At 76.9% G+C, this 15072-nt stretch carries 12 protein-coding genes; 4 read left to right on the top strand and 8 right to left on the bottom strand.

Annotated features, from left to right (window positions below; genetic code table 11):
• Positions 1 to 40: 40 nt before the first annotated feature.
• The 6 genes from ACU616_RS21175 to ACU616_RS21150 form a co-directional block, all read right to left on the bottom strand.
• Positions 41 to 2107: a hypothetical protein gene (locus ACU616_RS21175; RefSeq protein ID WP_446760385.1), complete on the bottom strand. Its 2067-nt coding sequence runs from the start codon at positions 2105 to 2107 to the stop codon at positions 41 to 43.
• Positions 2104 to 4209 (bottom strand): M36 family metallopeptidase, encoded by a 2106-nt coding sequence (locus ACU616_RS21170; protein ID WP_446760384.1) that lies wholly within the window; start codon positions 4207 to 4209, stop codon positions 2104 to 2106. Before ACU616_RS21170 ends, ACU616_RS21175 begins: the two co-directional genes overlap by 4 nt.
• 171 nt (positions 4210 to 4380) lie before the next feature.
• Positions 4381 to 5535, bottom strand: a complete 1155-nt coding sequence (locus ACU616_RS21165; RefSeq protein WP_446760383.1) for a DUF2235 domain-containing protein — start codon at positions 5533 to 5535, stop codon at positions 4381 to 4383.
• A 77-nt stretch (positions 5536 to 5612) separates the two neighbouring features.
• The gene (locus ACU616_RS21160) at positions 5613 to 7379 is read right to left on the bottom strand and encodes a M28 family peptidase (protein ID WP_446760382.1); all 1767 of its coding nucleotides are present in this window, start codon (positions 7377 to 7379) and stop codon (positions 5613 to 5615) included.
• A gap of 37 nt (positions 7380 to 7416) precedes the next feature.
• Complete coding sequence (locus ACU616_RS21155) at positions 7417 to 8232, bottom strand: AfsR/SARP family transcriptional regulator (protein WP_446760381.1); 816 nt, start codon at positions 8230 to 8232, stop codon at positions 7417 to 7419.
• 135 nt (positions 8233 to 8367) lie between these two features.
• Entirely contained in the window at positions 8368 to 9123 is a 756-nt protein-coding gene (locus tag ACU616_RS21150) for an AfsR/SARP family transcriptional regulator (protein WP_446760380.1), read from the bottom strand.
• 188 nt (positions 9124 to 9311) lie between these two features.
• Between ACU616_RS21150 and ACU616_RS21145 the strand changes: the two genes are divergently transcribed.
• On the top strand, positions 9312 to 9767 hold the full coding sequence (locus ACU616_RS21145; protein ID WP_446760379.1) for a hypothetical protein: 456 nt from the start codon (positions 9312 to 9314) through the stop codon (positions 9765 to 9767).
• Between the two features lie 11 nt (positions 9768 to 9778).
• Positions 9779 to 11095, top strand: coding sequence for a Dyp-type peroxidase (locus tag ACU616_RS21140; RefSeq protein ID WP_446760378.1), 1317 nt, complete (start codon positions 9779 to 9781; stop codon positions 11093 to 11095).
• Positions 11096 to 11182: 87 nt separating this feature from the next.
• On the opposite strand, the gene ACU616_RS21135 is transcribed toward ACU616_RS21140, so the two are convergent.
• Positions 11183 to 11977 (bottom strand): AfsR/SARP family transcriptional regulator, encoded by a 795-nt coding sequence (locus tag ACU616_RS21135; protein ID WP_446760377.1) that lies wholly within the window; start codon positions 11975 to 11977, stop codon positions 11183 to 11185.
• A gap of 76 nt (positions 11978 to 12053) precedes the next feature.
• Positions 12054 to 12287: a hypothetical protein gene (locus ACU616_RS21130; RefSeq protein ID WP_446760376.1), complete on the bottom strand. Its 234-nt coding sequence runs from the start codon at positions 12285 to 12287 to the stop codon at positions 12054 to 12056.
• Positions 12288 to 13060: 773 nt separating this feature from the next.
• Here ACU616_RS21130 and ACU616_RS21125 point away from each other — a divergent pair.
• Positions 13061 to 14473 carry an amidase family protein gene (locus ACU616_RS21125; RefSeq protein WP_446760375.1) on the top strand — a complete coding sequence of 471 codons (1413 nt, stop codon included), beginning with the start codon at positions 13061 to 13063 and terminating at the stop codon, positions 14471 to 14473.
• Entirely contained in the window at positions 14473 to 15057 is a 585-nt protein-coding gene (locus ACU616_RS21120) for a TetR/AcrR family transcriptional regulator (protein WP_446760374.1), read from the top strand. Before ACU616_RS21125 ends, ACU616_RS21120 begins: the two co-directional genes overlap by 1 nt.
• Positions 15058 to 15072: the final 15 nt, after the last annotated feature.

Genomic DNA, 15072 nt, shown 5'->3' with positions numbered 1-15072 from the left:
CACCTCACGCACCGGTCGTCACGGGGGCGTCACCGGCGTGTCACGCGGCCTGCACCAGGGCGTAGACCTTCGCCTCCCAGGAGAACAGCGGCTCGCGCCCGGCCCACTCCGGGGGGACGTCGCGCTCCTGGGTGACCTCGCGCCAGCGCCGTCCCTGCGGCGTGGCCGGCCAGGTCGGCACCACGTACTCGGCGGAGGGACCAGGCGGTGTCGTGTAGTCGGAGAAGTTGGCGACCACGACCACCTGCTCGTCGGCGCCGGGCCGCCCGCGCCGCCAGACCACGACCCGCTTGCCGTCGAGGTCCACGTGCAGCAGCTCGACGTCGTTGACCGCGAGCGCGTCGCTGGTGGTCCGCAGCCGCACCAGCCGCGCCACGTGGCGCTGCACCCGCCGCCGCCAGTCCTCCTCCAGCCGGGACCAGTTGACCGGGTCCACCTGCTTGCCGGAGGCCTCGGTGACGTGGCCGGAGGGGTCGACGAGGTCGTGCTGGTCGGCGAACTCGTCGCCGGCCAGGATCTGCGGCACGCCGACCGCCGTCAGCAGGCAGGCGAAGGCCAGCTCGACCCGCTTCTCGCAGTCGGCCACGCCGTTGGCCCGCAGGAAGTCGTACAGCCGCTCGTTGCGCAGCCCCTCGACGTCGTGCGAGGTCAGGTAGATCACCGCCTGGGACAGGTCCCCGTAGCCCGACGCCCGGCAGTCGACCATCCGGCGCACGGTCTCGGCGAAGCCCAGGCCGTCGACGTCCTGCCCGAGCACGGCGGCGCGGGCGCAGCGCTTGAACCCCTCGTGCCACAGCCCGTCGAGGCGGTGCTGGGTCAGCAGGGCGGGCGGCTCGGTCAGCTCCTCGCCCACCACGAGGAAGCGGGCCTCGGCCTCCGGGTCGCCGGGTGCGGCGCCGCACCGCTGCAGGAACAGCGAGCGGGCCAGGTCGCGGTAGGCGCCGACGAAGTCCCAGTTGGCGACGTTCTCGATGCTGTCGAGCCGGATGCCGTCGACGCCGAGGTCGGTCATCCACCGCGCCAGGGCCGTGCGCAGCAGGCCCGAGGCCGGCGAGAGCGGCCCGTGCTCCCCGGTGACGGGGTCGGAGCCCTCGGGGCGGGCGGCGAAGCGGAACAGGGTGCTGCCGTACCCGTTGCGCAGGCCCCCGCGGGAGTCGTACCGGTCGGGGTCGGCCGGGTCGGCCGTCGCGGGGTCCAGGACGAAGAAGTCCTCGGTCGCCGCGGCCAGGTACGGGTGGTCGCGCGCGAACGCGGTGACCGAGTCGACGAAGAAGCGCACCCCGTGCCGGTGCAGGGTCGCCACCAGCGCGCGCAGGTCGCGGTTGGGCGTCGGGTGCGAGGAGTCGAGCGGGGAGCCCAGCTCGGCGTCCGGCGCCGCGAAGTCCGTCGTCCCGTAGCCCCAGGTGCGCACGTAGGCGCTGTCGGCCGGCGGCAGCAGCTCCAGGGCGTTGACGCCCAGCTCGTCGACCAGGTACGAGCGGCCCGGCGCGGTGACGTCCAGCGCGGCGAAGTCCGCGCCGCCGGCGGCCCGGTCGACGAGGGCCGCGACGTCCCGGAAGGTGCCCACCCCGCGCTCGTAGCGGCCCTCCCCGCTCCCGGCCGACCACGCCGTCGGCAGCTCGTAGAGGACGATCCGGTTGTTCGGCGGCAGGGACGCCGGAGGGACGTCGTCGAGCTCCCCGTACTCGCCGCCGGGGTCGCAGGGCTCCAGCACCCCGTCGCGCCAGCGCACGACCGACGCCGGGTAGCGGTCGGCCGCGGTGTACCCGGGCCCCGGCGGCTGCGGGGCCCGCAGCCGCCAGTCGACCGTGGTGGCCCACGGGTCGGTGACCCGGACCCGCTGCCCGGACCGGCCGGGGTGGGCATCGGTCACCTCGAACCAGTAGTGCCACACCTGCCCGTCCTCGAGGCCGCACCGCGCGGCCGGCACCGTCCACAGGTCGGCCCCGTGCGGGGAGGGTGCGAGCGGCACCGAGCGCTCCCCCACCAGCGTCACCGGCGCGCCGGGCTGCAGCCGCCCGATCACCAGCAGCGGCACCGGGTCGGTGCGGGCCGGGCGCCAGAGGACGAACTCGGTCCGGCGCAGGGTCAGCACGTGCGCGGTCACGGGGTGGCGAAGCTCTCCACCACACCGGCCAGTGACGTCGAGGTCGCCGGCGGGGACACCGCGCCCACGCCCATCCCGCGCCTGGCGAACCCGCCCCAGACGTCGGGCAGGTCGTCCGGGTCCAGGGCGGCGACCGCGTCGAGGACGCCGTCGCGGGCCTGGGTGAAGGTGGGCATCGAGGGCGTCAGCTTCAGGCCGCCGATGACGTACTCGAGCACCCGCCGCTCGGCCTCGGCGTGCCCGTGCCGGGCGACGAGGGCCACGAAGACCTCCCACAGCGCGGCACACCACACCTCGCCGGCGTTGTGCACCTCGCTGTTGGCGCCGCCGCCGTGGGGGTTGCGCGGCGGGCCCTTCGGCAGGACGGCGCCGTCGCCGATGTGCCGGAAGGTCAGCGGGTTCTTCGCCGTGTCCACCGAGTAGGGGTAACGGCGGATCGAGAAGTAGTAGTTGTCGTGGAAGATGGGCGTCAGGTCGGTCCACCCGCCGACGGGGAAGACGCCGGTGTCGAACGCGTCGGTCTCCTGCGAGGTCATGCAGATGGCGAAGAAGTCGCCCCAGCCCTCCCCCATCGCCCGGCCCTGGCGGTTGGCCAGCCCGCTGGCGTTGCCGACGAGCCGGTTGGTGACGTAGTGGCCCATCTCGTGGAAGGTGATCAGCGCCTCGTGGTTGCTGGTCCGCGACGGCGTCACGGCGCGGAACTCGTACATCTGCATGCGGGGGCTGGCGCCGTCGGCCGGCGTCTGCATGTTCGCGTTGTCGCTGCCGCTGAAGTCGTTGCCCTCGGCGAGGACCGGGTCGCCACCGACGCCGACGCCGTCGAGGTTGACCCGCTGGGCGTTCCCGGCGGCCTCGTCGAAGCCCGCCTCGTACCAGCGGTCGTGCAGCCAGTTCACGTGGAAGAACATCCCGACCAGGCTCGCCTGCAGGTTCTCCGGGTCGGACGCGGGCTTGGCGTGGTCGTAGACGTGGTCGAACACGCGCGGGCCGGTCACCGTGCCGAGGACGTCCCCGGGGCCCAGCCCGTCGGGTCCGGCGAGGTCGGCGTAGGCGGTGCAGTTGTTCCCCACGGTCGTCGTCGCGTCGTCGGGGAGCCACGGCCGGCCGGGCAGCAGGCTCTCCAGCGTGACCAGGCGCTCGGGGACGGTCGGCGCCTGGAACCCGTCCGGGACGCCGGTCGGGTGCGGTGAGCCGGGGGCGGGACCGTCCTCGGGCCGGCACACCGCGTCGCCGGTGTTGTGCACCCGGTAGCTGAAGGCGACGTCGGCCCGCAGGTTCCTGCGGAACAGCACCTCCGGTTCCGGCGCCGCCTCCACGACGTAGGCGAAGGCCGGGTACGTCCGGATCCACAGCTCCAGGTGCCAGCCCCGCGCGAACTGCCCGCCGCCGAGCGGGAACAGCACCTCCCGTACCCGCACGGGCCGCTCGAACGCCGGCCCGTCGGTCGCCGCGGCCCGGTAGCTGCGCCACGCGCCCGCGCCGGCCGCCGCGGCGTCCCCGTCGTCCCCGTCGGGCTCCTCGGCGACGAACGACGAGGGCTCGTACGGCAGGCCGGTGAGGTCGGACGCCGCGACGGCGATGGCCTCCTCGGGCGTGCTGCCGGCGGCCCGGCCGGCCCGGCCCGCCTCCGCCGCGCCGGGGAAGAACTGGCCGGCCACGGACACGACGTCGCCGTCCGGGCCGATCGCGGCCGTCACGTCGGAGGCGAACACCTCGACGCCGTCGACGCGCTGGACCAGGTGGGCGGTGCGCAGGCGCGTGCCGCTGACCGAGGCGACGGCGACGCCGTCGGCGTCCTGCGGGGCGAGCCGCCACAGGTCCCCGTGCTCGGCGACGAAGCGGCCCACCGCCTCCTCGGGGGTGCCGCCCGTCGGCGCGGTCAGGCGGGCGCCCGGCGACAGGCCCGCCACGCGGTTGGGCAGCCCGGTGGCCTCGTCGTGCTCGACGCGCAGCCCCGTGTCGGCGCCGACAGCGGCGGCCGCGGCCGGCCGGCCGCTCCCGTCCGCCGGCTCCCCGGCCGTCGGCGGGGGCCCGCCCCGGACGCGGCGGGCGCCTGCGTCGTAGAGCGCGTGGAAGTCCTGCGGCAGGTCCCTGGTGACCACGTCGTCCCCTGTCCGGGCGTCGTCCGCCCTCGTCCTCGTCGCACCCGGGTCATCGCACCCGGGTCATCGCTCCCGGGTCATCGCATCCGGGTCATCGCTCCCGGGTCATCGCTCGCGGGTCATCGCACCCGGTCGTCGCCCCGAGGCTGACCGGCCGCCGTCACCGGGACGTCACCGGCCGCCGTCGGCCTCCGCCGCCCCGGCGCCGACGGGCCGGCGGCCGGGCGGGCCGACCCGCAGCGGGACCTCGATGACCCGTGGCCGCTCGGCCAGGTAATCGACCAGCCGGCGCGGCGCGTACCGCGCCCGCGCGTCCTCCCGCCGGGCGACGGCGCTGGAGGCGACGGACTCCGAGTCCGGGTCCTCCGCGCCGATCGGCCGCGCGTAGGGGCGCAGCAGGCGGTACAACCACCGCCGCGAGTCGTGCAGGGTCCCCAGGGGGTCGGGGTCCACGGGGAAGGTTCGGCCGTCGAAGCGCTCCGGCGCGCCGTCGGCCGGCCGGCGGTAGGCGTCGTCGCGGAAGGCCAGTCCGCAGGAGCGGGCGCGGTCGACCATCCACAGCAGCGTGATGTCGGCGAGCCCGGACTCCGGGTGCCCGCCGCCGACGTCGCAGTGGTCGCCGCTGAACCACACCTGCTCGACGTCCGGGCGCCCGGCGACCGAGGCGCGGTCCCACAGGGTCGGGGCGAAGGGCCGGCGCCGCTCGTCGACGGCCAGCGCCTGGAAGGCGGCGTCGACCGTGCCGCTCAGCCGGGTGTCGTGGAACTCGAGGCGGTGGTTGGCCAGCCGCGCCAGCCCCAGTCCGACCGACGGGATGCCGAGGGAGCCCACGGTGTCCCAGACGCCCAGGAAGCGGATCCGCGGCTCGTGGCTGTAGGACCGCCGGAACAGCTGCGACTCCAGGTCACGGGGGTGCGCGGCCCGTGACCGGTACAGGTCGTAGGCCTCCTCCAGCCGGCCGGCGTGCTCGCGCCGGAGGACGCCGCAGTTGCGCACCAGGCCGACGGTGCTCCGGGCGGTGTACGCGCCGCGGCTGAACCCGAAGAGGAACAGCTCGTCGCCGGGTTCGTAGTGCTCCACCAGGAACCGGTAGGCGTCCTTCACGTTGCGCGAGAGGCCCACGCCGAAGGCGCCGCCCCGGATGCGCTCCCCCGGCTTCGTGCCGACCCCCTGCTGGTAGTACACCCGCTGCTCGACGCCGTCCCCGTCCTCGCGGTCGACCCCCAGGGCGACCTTGGTGACGTTCGTCGGACACAGGCGGCCGCCGTGCACCTGGTCGGCGGTGTTCCACGTGCCGTCGCAGCACAGCACCAGACGCTTGGGCACGGTCGGCTCCTCCCTGGGCGGGTCCGGGTCCTCCCCGGCTGGGCCGCGACGGTAGGGCGCCGGGCGTCACCGCCGCGTCACGCGACCGTTCCGCTGGAGCCGGGGGACGCGCCCGCGGGCTCCTCCGCCTCCGGTCGGCCGAGCGTCCCGGCGACGAAGGCGGTGTTCATGCGGAGGATCTCCAGCGCCAGGTCGAGGTCGACGTGCGCGAGCGCGTCCTCCTCCGTGTGCACCCTGTGGTTGCTGCCGTCGGCGCCCTCGATGGTCAGGACGGCGGGGATGCCGACGTCGGTGAAGGGCACGTGGTCGCTGTTGGCCGGGCTCAGGCCCACGCTGACGGCCAGGCCGGTGTGGGCCGCCGCGGCCCGCGCCAGCCCGTCGATGACGTCCCGGAAGACCGCCGCCCCCTCCAGCAGCACCCCCGGGACGGCGGTGTTCCGGCCGGCGATCATGTCCATGTTCACCACCGCGCGGATGCGGGCGCGCTCCGGGCCGGGGAGCTCCTCGACGTAGCGCCGGCTGCCGAACAGCCCCTGCTCCTCACCGCCGAACAGCACCAGCCGCAGGTCGAGCAGGGACGGCGAGCCGGCCAGCGCCCGCGCCAGCGCCAGCACCCCGGCGCTGCCCGAGGCGTTGTCGTCGGCGCCCGGCGCGGGCGCGGGCGCGCCGAGCCGGTTGACCGAGTCCAGGTGCGCGGTCACCAGGACCACGTCGCGGGGGGCGGGGCCGGTGCCGGGCCGGTCGGCGACGACGTTGCGGCAGCGCCCGCCCCCGCGGGGCACCGGCTGGGTGGTGACGGTCAGACCGGCCGCCGTCAGCTGCGCGGCGCCCCAGGCCGCGGCCTCGTCGAACCCCGCGCTCGCGGAGTGCCGGGTGCGGTGGGCGGCCAGCGTGGCCAGGTCGGCCGCCAGCTCCTCGCGCGAGAGGCGGGCCACGCAGCGCCGCACCCACTCCGGCTCCTCCCGGCCGGCCGCGGGAGCGGGCGCGGCGGTGACCACCGGGCCGACGGCGGTGACCACCGGGCCGACGGGGAGGGGGCGCAGCGCCCAGCAGGCGCCGCCGGAGCCCGCGAGCCGCTCCGCCTCCTCCGGCTCGAGGTCGACGACCAGGTGGCGGCCGGTGTCGACGAGGACCGGCACCTCGGGGTGGTCGGCCTGGAAGAGCCGGCCGTTCTGGACGACGAGGAACAGCCGCTGCGCGCCGGCCCCGTCCACCGCGACCACACCGCCCGCTTCGCGGTCGGACGGCTCGTCGGCCGGGGGCGCGTCGCGGGTCACGACGACGTGCTCGCCCAGCCGGGTCCGGGCACCTCCGGGGTCGGTGCCCGGAGCACGCCGGTGGGCGGCCGCCGCCCCGACCAGGTCGCGCAGGACCGGGAGGAGGTCGGGCAGCCCGGCCACGTCGCCACCGGCCCCGCCGGGCGGGCGCAGGTGGACGCCGGCCGCGCCCAGCCGCCGCGCGGCCGCCACGTGGCCGGCGTGCTCGCTGACGAACACGACGTCGGAGAGGGTCAGCGCGGGCTCGGCCCGGGCCACGGCGGCCCGGAAGACCGCCGGCGCGGGCTTGCGCACCCCGACCTCCGCGGAGAGGGTCACCCGCCGCGACAGCGGCTCGAAGAAGCGCCGGATGCCCAGCGCGTCGAGCAGGGCGGAGTACTCCGCGACGACCGCGGCGACGTCCGCGGCGTCCACCGGGTCGCGGGTGTCCGACAGCAGCCCCAGGACGACCGCCGGCCGCCCACCGGCGCGCAGGTCGGTGAGCTCCTGCAGCAGCTCGCGCGCCCCCGGCCGGAGGACGCCGCCGGACTCCAGCGTGTCGCCGAGGTCGAACAGCACCAGCAGCACGGCGCGCTCCCCCTCCCGGACCGGCCGGTCCCCCGCGTCAGGCGCCCCGCGCCCCGGCGGGCACCGGAGCGGCCGCCGAGCGGGGCCGCGGCACGCCGGCCGGGCCGGGGCGGCCGGCGACGACGCGCACCTGCCACCGCGACACCAGCTCCTGCATCTGGCGGGTCGGCGGGACGCCGAGCTCCCGGGCGAGCGCGTCCCGGAAGGCGGTGTAGGCGCGGACCGCCTCGGCGAGGTTGCCCTCGGCCAGGTGGACCCGGACGATCGCCCGGTGCGCGCTCTCGCGCAGCGGCTCGTCGCGGGCGGCCGCGTAGGCGGCCTGCACCGCCTCGCCGTGGCGGCCGGCGGCCACGAGCCGGTCGGCCAGCACCTCGAGGGCGTGCATGCGCAGCTGGCGCAGCCGCTCGCGCTCCAGCAGGACCCAGTCGTCGTACCAGCCCGGCAGGAGCTCCCCCGCGAGCGCCGCCGCCGGCGTGCGGATGCCGTCGACGGGGACCGCCGGGTCGAGGACGGCGTGTGCCCACTCGACGAGCTCGCGGACGTCGACGCGCACGCCGGCGGCCAGGGTCACCGCGCCGCCGGACACGTCCACCAGCCCCGGGACGGCCTTCTGCACCCGCCACAGCGCCGACCGGAGGCTGCCGTGGGCCTGCGCCTCGGGGACGTCGGGCCACAGCTGGCCGGCGATCGCCCCGCGCGCCGGGCGTCCGCACAGGCTCAGGTGGGCGATCAGCCGCTGGACACCGTGGGGCAGGGCGCCGGCGGTGGCCGGCGCGGTCCCGTCGTCCCCCGACACGCGGAAGCCGTCGAGCAGGTGGACGCGTGCGGTCGTGGTGGTCGTGCGAGTGGTCATGCAAGGCCCCTCTCGAGCCCGTCTCTGAGCGGTGGGTCCCGGTGCGTGTGGTGACGTAACGGGATCGTTTCGACACGCCCCGGGGGCGTCAACGGTCGTTGGTCCCTGTGGAGCACGGCGTCTGCCCGGCGACGGTCAGGAGGCCAGCCGCCGCGACCGGGGGATGCCGCGGACCAGCCGGGTCATCTGCTCGGTCGGCGGCACCCCGAGCTCGTCGCGCAGCAGGTCCCGGAACAGGTCGTGGGCCCGCAGCGCCTCGGCCACGTTGCCCTCGGCGAGGTGCACGCGCACGACGGTGCGGTGGGCGCTCTCCCGCAGCGGCTCGGTCCGGATCGCGAGGTAGGCGGCCTGGAGGGCCTCGGCGTGCCGGCCGGCGGCGCCCAGCCGGACCGCCGCCGTCTCCAGCGCGTGCAGCCGCAGCCGGGCCAGCCGGTCGCGCTCCAGGAGGACCCAGTCGTCGTACCAGCCGGGGAGCAGGTCGCCCAGCAGCGCCGGGTCCGGGAGCACCACCCGGTCGGTGCCGGTCCGCGGATCGCACACGCGCTCGGCCCAGCCGTGCAGCTCGCGCACGTCGGTGCGGACGCCGGCGGCCAGCCGCAGGACTCCGTCGGAGGGGTCGAGGAGCTCGGGGGCGGACCGGCGCAGCCGCCACAGCGCCGACCGCAGGCTGGCCTGGGCCCGGTCCTCGGGCACGTCGGGCCACAGCTGACCCGACACCGCCGTGCGCGCGGGCCGCTCGGCCAGGCACAGGTGCGCGACCACGCGCTGCACCGCCCGGGGCAGCTCCACGGCGGCCGGCCGCCGCGCGGCCGCACCGTTCCGGACGGTGAACCCGTCGAGCAGCGTGATCCGCGGTCCGCTGTCCGGGGTGGTGCGCGGGATCTGGTCCATCGGCGGTCCCCGATCAGGAGTGACGGCATCAGGAGGAACGGCGTCGCCCAGCAGAGGGGCGCCGGGGCGCGGCTGATACACGGGCGGGATGACGGGGCCGTGACGCGGCGGTGATGCCCCCGGCGGCAGGGTCGGCCCGACCGGCCGCCACCCGGCGGTGCGGCGCGCGAGGAGACGAGGGACTCCCGATGACCGGACCGAGCACCGCCGACGACCCGGTGCAGAACCCGCTGACGCTGGTGATGACCGCGCGCTCGCCCGAGGACCGCGGGGTGCTGCAGCGAAAGGTCCAGGCGCTGCAGTCCCTGCCCCGGGAGCAGAACCCGGTGGTGCGGGCGCTCGAGGCGATCGGCACCGTGCACTTCGCCCGCTTCGTCCTGCTCGACGAGCAGCGGCTCGCCGTGATCACGACCTACGACGGCGACTTCGACGTCTACATCAACGAGTTCGTCGACCACATCGGCGAGGTGTTCGACGACCTGCTGCAGCACGTGGAGGGCGCCCCGCCGCTGCCGGTGCAGCGGCACCGCGAGGAGTTCCTGGACTACGTGCGCCGCCACGACCTGCGCTGCGTGCCGCCGTTCTACAGCGCCTATCCGCAGCGGACGGTGCTCGACGTCCTCGCCGCCGACGTCGTGGCCTGACGCGGGTCCCGGTGCTCGACCTCGCCGACGTCCAGGGCGTCGTCCTCCGCGGGTACACGATGCCGCGCGCCCGCCACCTGGTGCTGCGGGTGGACGCCGCGGCCGCGGGCCGCGAGCTGCTCGGCTCGCTGGTCGCCGGGGACCCCCGCCGTCCGCAGGTCACGACCGGGACGCCGTGGACGGAGAAGCCCGACTGCTGCCTCAACCTGTCGGTGACCGCCGGCGGGCTGCGCGCCCTCGGGGTCCCCGAGGAGTCGCTGGCGACCTTCCCCGCGGAGTTCCTCGCCGGCGCGCAGGCCCGCGCCGACCGGGTGGGTGACGTCGGCCCCAGCGCCCCCGAGCACTGGCTGCCGGTGTTCGGGGACCCGGGGTTCCACCTGCTGGTCTCGCTGTTCGGGCAGTCCGCCGCGGCGGTGGACCGGGCCACCGACGACCTGCTGGCCGGCACCGCGCCGGGGCTGACCGAGCTGTGCCGGCTCGACGCCGCCCTGCTCGGCGCCCGCGTGGACCACTTCGGCTACGTCGACGGGATCTCCCAGCCCACCGTCGGCGACGCGCCGCCACCCGGGCCGCCCGACCGGCTGCCGGTGGCGCCCGCGGGTGCGTTCCTGCTCGGCCACCCCAGCCAGTTCCGCGACTTCACCTACCCCGTGCCGGAACCCGAGGTGCTGGGCCGCAACGGCAGCTTCGCGGCGTTCCGCGTGCTGTCCCAGGACGTCGACGCCTTCCGCGAGCTGCTGGCCGAGCAGTCCCGCCGCACCGGCAGCTCCCCGGAGCGCGTCGCCGCGCAGCTGTGCGGGCGGTGGCGGAACGGGACCCCGCTGGCCCTCTCCCCGGACACCGACTCCCCCGACCCGCCGGTGCCCGCCGACGCGCTCAACGACTTCGGCTACGCCGCGGACCCGAGAGGCGAGCGCTGCCCGATCGGGTCGCACGTGCGGCGCATGAACCCGCGCGACTCCCGGGTGGCCGGGGGCGGCGGGAACCAGCACCGGATCGTGCGGCGCGGGCTGACCTACGGCCCGCCCTACGACCCCGACCACCCCCGGGACGGGCACGACCGCGGGCTGCTCGGCCTGTTCATCGGGGTCAGCCTCCGCGACCAGTTCGAGTTCGTGATGGGCCAGTGGGCCGTGGACGGCCGCTTCGCCCCGGGCCTCGGCCGGACGCAGGACCCCTTCCTCGGGTCGGGCGGCACGCTGCCGCTGGCCACCCCCGGCGGCGGACGGGCCGAGCTCCGCGGCCTGCCCCGGCTGGTCACCACCCGCGGCGGCGCCTACTGCTTCCTCCCCAGCACCACCGCGATTGGCCACCTCGCCGCCCTGTGACCGCCGCCCTGTGACCGCCGCCCTAGGATCGCCGCCCTGGGACCGCCCTGTGACCGACCCGGCCACCGCGCCGGCGTCGCGACCGGGTCAGCCGCCGCGCCGCGCTCCCTCGGGGACGGGGCTGCGGTGCACCCCGGGGGCCCGTGCCGGGCGCCCGTCGGCCGCCCGGCGCCGGGCCTGGGCGAGCAGGGCGGTCATGGACGGGGTGGGGGCGACACCCAGCGTGTCGGCGAGCACCGCCCGGAACGACTCGTAGGCGCGGCGCGCCTCGGCGAGGTTGCCCTCGGCCAGGTGGACCCGGACGACGGCCCGGTGGGCGCTCTCCCGCAGCGGCTCCTCGTGCACCGCGGCGTAGGCCGCCTCCACCGCCTCGCCGAACCGGCCGGTGGCGACCAGCTCGTCGGCCAGGGCCTCCAGCGCGTGCATCCGCAGCTGGCGCAGCCGCTCGCGCTCCAGCACCACCCAGTCCTCGGACCAGCCGGGCAGGAGCTGCCCGCGCAGCTCCTCGGGCGGCATCGCGACGTCGTCGCCGTGGACCTGCCGGTCGAGCACCCGCGACGCCCACGCCTCGAGCTCGCGGACGTCGACGCGCACCCCGGTGGCCAGCGACAGCGAGCCGCCCGACACCTCGACCATGCCGGGGGCCACCCTCCTCAGCCGCCACAGCGCCGAGCGCAGGCTGCCGTGCGCGTGGTCCTCGGGCACGTCGGGCCACAGCTGACCGGCGATGACGGTGCGGTCCGGGCAGCGCGACAGGCTCAGGCGCGCGACGAGGCGCTGCACCGCCCGCGGCAGCTCGCAGGGGGCGGCGCGGGTGCCGTCCCCGAGCCGCAGGGCGAAGCCGTCGAGCAGGGTCACGCGGACAGCCGGTGGGAGGGTCACGGGGCACACCCCCTGGAGCACCCGACGACGGTGGAGCGGCGGCGTCCGGGTCCGCCGGCGGGAATGGTCCGGGCTCTCAGTCGCCGCCGTCAATCGAGTTCGACGCGTCGCGGAGGAACTGCTCCACCCAGGCACGCACCGCGTCGACGACGTCACGCGGCGAGGCGGCCAGGGCCACGGTCGCCTCCCCCGTGCCGCCCGGGCCGGGCGAGGTGTCCATGCTCGTCAGCCGACCGCGGAAGGTCTCGGCGCCGTCCTCGAGCCACACGCGGACGAGCAGTGCGGCACTGTGGTCGCCGTCCAAGGTCACCGTCCATCGGGGTCGTCCCTGCCGCCCGCCCCAGCGGACGGCCCGTCCCCCGCGAGTCGTCATGATCGCGGGACCCCATCCTCGCTCGTGACCCTGCCCGGCGCACTCACCCGGAGGAGCGTCATCCGCCGGCCGGACCGGCACGGGAGGAGCCGTCCCCGCCTGCGGCGCCCTGTCGGTCACGGTCGGCCCCCTCGCCGCGGTCGACGGGCTGCGTCCCGGTCTCCTCCGGTCTCTCCCGGTCGCCGGAGTCTGGCAGCCCACGCGTCACCGGAGCGTCACCGGTGAGGACACCGGAGAGGCCACCGCCGACCCGTCGTGACCTGCACCGCTCCCCCTCCCGGGGGTCCGCACGTGACGACCACCGCACCCACCGAACCCGCCGGACAGACCCAGGCAGACGTCCAGGACGCCGGCCACGTCGACGTCCTGATCGTCGGCGCCGGGGTGTCCGGCACCGGCGCCGCCCACCACCTGCAGGAACGGGTCCCCCGACCGGAGCTTCGCAGGTCGCCCGCGCGGAGCCCGTGGCCGAGGAAGACCGCGGCCGCGCCAGTCGGGGCGTCGTCGCGGCGTAACAGCAGGCCGGCCCCGCCCCGCCCGCGCCCGCCGGCGTAGCCGTCGATGGGCACCGAGTCGCCGAGGGCGCTGTAGGACGACGGCGCGGGATCGGGCACGCGGCCACCCCGCGCGAGCGGCGGGACCTCGCGCGGGGTGACCGACCCGCGCGCCGACCCGTTGCCAAACGCGAATGGGCCGTTCACGATTGCGTCATGGCCATCCCCCTGGACGAGTACCGCCGCTGGGACGCCGTCGCCATGGCCGGGCTGGTCCGCGACGGGCACGTCTCCGCCGCCGAGCTGGCCGAGACCGCACGGGGACTGGTCGAGGCCCGGCGCCAGCTGGACGCCGTCGCCTCTCCGGCCGACCCCGGTGCGGTCCGCCCGCGCGCGGCAGGCCCCTTCGCCGGTGTCCCGTTCGCCGTCAAGGAGCTGCTCGCCTGGCCGGGGCTGCCGTGGTCGATGGGCTCCCGGCTCACGGCCGCCGCGCCTGCGCCGGGTCTCTCGCCGTACGCCGCACGGATCCGGGACGCCGGGCTCGACGTGGTCTGCTCCACGACGAGCTCGGAGTTCGGCCTGCTCGGCAGCACCGAGACCGCGCTGCACGGGGTGACGCTGAACCTGTGGCGGCCGGGCCTGTCCGCGGGCGGCTCGTCGGGAGGCTCCGCCGCCCTGGTCGCGGCCGGGGTCCTCCCCATGGCGCACGGGAGCGATGCCGGGGGCTCGCTGCGCGTGCCGGCGGCGCTGAACGGCGTGTTCGGGTTCAAGCCGTCGAACCGGCGCGGCGAGCCGACCGGCCCGGAGGTGCCCGGCCTGGGCGCGCTGCTCGTCGAGCACGTCATCACGCGCTCGGTCCGCGACAGCGCGGCGTTCCTCGCGGCCACCGAGCGCAGCGGTCCCGGCGCGGTCCACCCGCCGGTCGGCCGGGTGACCGGCCCGTCGTCGACCCGGCTGCGGATCGCCGTGCTGGAGCCGACGCTGCTCGGCGCCCGCCCCGACGGGGCGGTCCGGCACGAGCTCGACCGCGCGGCGGCGCTCTGCGACTCCCTCGGGCACCGGGTCGAGGTCGCCCCCGCCCCGGACGTCGAGGGCGCGGCGGTGAGCCGGGGTTTCTTCACCGCGGCCGCACTGACGGTGGCGGAGGTCGCCCGCGCGTTCGCGCCGCTGCTCGGCCGCCTGCCGGGTGAGGACGAGCTCGAGCCGTTCACCCTGGAGCTGGTCGCCTGGGCCGCGACGCTGGGCCCCGACGCGCCGGCGGAGGCGGAGCGGGCGCTCGCGGGCGCCGCGCGCGGCTACCTGCGGCTGTTCGAGCGCTGCGACGTCGTCCTCTCCCCCACGCTCGCCCGCGCCTCCTGGCCCGTGGGCCACCTCTCCCCCGCGGCCGGCCGGGAGACGCTCGTCCGGCGCACCGAGGAGGCCGTCGGCTACACCCCGATCCACAACGTCGCGGGCTGTCCCGCGATGTCGGTGCCCCTGGGCCGGCACGAGGGGCTGCCGGTCGGGGTCCACTTCGCCGCCCGCCCCGGTGCCGACCGGCTGCTGTTGGAACTGGCCTTCGAGCTCGAGGCGGCCGCCCCGTGGGCCGACGTGCGGCCGCCGGAGCCGGTGGCCGCGGGACGGGTGTGATGGCCCAGGTCCTCAAGCCGGAGGTGCGCGCGCGGATCGAGGCGGCCGCGCTGCGCTGCTTCGCCGACCAGGGCTACCCCGGGACGTCGGTCGCCGCGATCGCCGGCCTGGCCAGCACCGCACCGGGGAACGTCTACCGGTACTTCGGCTCCAAGGAGCTGCTGTTCGACGCGGTCGTCCCCGCGGACCTCCCGGCCCGCCACGACCGGCTGCTCGACACCCGGGTCACGGCCCTGGCCGGGGGCTCGCGGCACGGGGAACCGGCCGAGGAGCTGCTCGGCTTCTGGCTCGACCACCGCCTGGCCGTCGCCGTCCTGCTCGACCGGGCCGAGGGCACGCGGTTCGCCGGCTACCCCGCGGCCTTCGTCGGGCGTCTCGTCGACGCCGCCGAGCGGTCCCTGGACCGCCCTGCGACCCCCGAGCAGCGCGACGTCCTGGACCTCGTGTTCGACAACACCCGGCGGGCACTCGCCCGGATCCTGCGGACCGCGCGCGACCGCGAGCACGGCCGGGCCCTGGTGGCCGGCTTCTGGAGCTACCAGCTCCCGGGCCTGGACGGGCTCGTGGCCCACCTCCGGCGGTGAACGGCCGGCACGGCC

Source organism: Geodermatophilus sp. URMC 62, assembly GCF_052931475.1.
This window is presented reverse-complemented; position numbering and strand designations above follow the sequence as displayed.

Excerpts from the sequence above, each read along its gene's own strand:
- ACU616_RS21150 (WP_446760380.1), bottom strand. The coding sequence starts at position 9,123 with ATGGACCAGATCCCGCGCACCACCCCGGACAGCGGACCGCGGATCACG.
- ACU616_RS21125 (WP_446760375.1), top strand. The coding sequence starts at position 13,061 with ATGGCCATCCCCCTGGACGAGTACCGCCGCTGGGACGCCGTCGCCATG.
- ACU616_RS21155 (WP_446760381.1), bottom strand. The coding sequence starts at position 8,232 with ATGACCACTCGCACGACCACCACGACCGCACGCGTCCACCTGCTCGAC.
- ACU616_RS21145 (WP_446760379.1), top strand. The coding sequence starts at position 9,312 with ATGACCGGACCGAGCACCGCCGACGACCCGGTGCAGAACCCGCTGACG.
- ACU616_RS21120 (WP_446760374.1), top strand. The coding sequence starts at position 14,473 with ATGGCCCAGGTCCTCAAGCCGGAGGTGCGCGCGCGGATCGAGGCGGCC.